The 1,126-nt window shown below is 41.5% G+C and carries 2 protein-coding genes; both read right to left on the reverse strand.

The window, feature by feature from the left end; genetic code table 11:
- Window positions 1-127 precede the first annotated feature (127 nt).
- On the reverse strand, window positions 128-307 hold the full coding sequence (locus O9295_RS00700) for a DUF5615 family PIN-like protein (protein WP_288030947.1): 180 nt from the start codon (window positions 305-307) through the stop codon (window positions 128-130).
- Between the two features lie 11 nt (window positions 308-318).
- Entirely contained in the window at window positions 319-606 is a 288-nt protein-coding gene (locus tag O9295_RS00705) for a DUF433 domain-containing protein (RefSeq protein ID WP_002799328.1), read from the reverse strand.
- Window positions 607-1,126 lie beyond the last annotated feature (520 nt).

Below are 1,126 nucleotides of genomic sequence, written 5' to 3' on the forward strand. Positions count from 1 at the left end.
TTTGTGGAAGCCTTGGCAGCTTTTCGGACAGCGATGTCTTTCCGTTTCTTTGAGTGGCTGACCGAGAATCGGGATGTGTTTGCCGCTTACAAAGCCAGTTTAGGCTTTGTTTGGGCTTGAAATTTGTTTAAGTCCCACTAAAAATAACCCGACCGTTTTGTCTTGCCCAATCTATTTGTTCTTCATCCGAGCGATAGAGCATTCCCACATCTGCAACTGTCAACACATCCACATTGCGCGATCTTAAGGCTTGTACGAAGTCCTCATCCATAGAATCTTCGTCAATGTACAAAAGTATCTTGTCCATCTAAAAATTTGTTAAGCCTTTTTGCCGTGCAATAATGCCAGCTTCCAGTATTCAGCGTCTTCCTCAGCCAAATCTGCTTCAATCTCATCGCGATTAGCATGATAATAAGCCAAAGCAGCATAAACTTGGGCAAGACTTAAATGGCTCATACGACGAGCGATTTCCTCTGCACTTGCACCTTGCTTATACAAAACAACCACTCGACGAACAGAGGTTCCCGTCCCTGTAATGACTGGACGATCCTTACCAATATCTGGGGAACGGGTGACTAATGTGCCTATATCAGTAGCAGTAGTCATAGTTTGTACTTTGGTGATGAGCCGTGGATTACTCCCCAGTCTAACATTAATTAGGGCTGGCTGAATAAATCTAAAAACCTTGCTGGATAAGACTTTTAGACTTTTTGTCAATCCAAAAGTACCGGCCGTGGGAGTGAGCGGGGGGAAAATTCAGGGACTTTTTCCCTGAAAATTAGGTAATTGACCAGATGAAAATCGGTAAAACCCTACACCCCACCTGCCCCCCCGACATCGGGTAGGGTTGATTCATTTAAATTAAGTACAGCTGATTTTGAGTCAATAAATTTGAATGAAAATTCTCAAGTTTATCTTTTTCTAATCAAAAGAGTTAGTCACAATAACTAATCTTTAGTCCTCTGCCAATATTTATTATGAAGAGATTGATAAAGCTTGTTCCCAAGCCACTAAAAGCCTATCTCTCTTGAAATTGTCTGAGAGTACATCCTGTTAATTTAGCTAATTTTTCTGCTTCTTACGTCGATAAAACTATCAGTTTTTCCCAACGTTCAGCTAACCACCT

The sequence above is a fragment of the Microcystis sp. LE18-22.4A genome, assembly GCF_027531105.1.
GTDB lineage: Bacteria > Cyanobacteriota > Cyanobacteriia > Cyanobacteriales > Microcystaceae > Microcystis > Microcystis aeruginosa.

Coding starts and splice junctions, on each gene's coding strand:
- O9295_RS00700 (WP_288030947.1), bottom strand. CDS start 307: ATGGACAAGATACTTTTGTACATTGACGAAGATTCTATGGATGAGGAC.
- O9295_RS00705 (WP_002799328.1), bottom strand. CDS start 606: ATGACTACTGCTACTGATATAGGCACATTAGTCACCCGTTCCCCAGAT.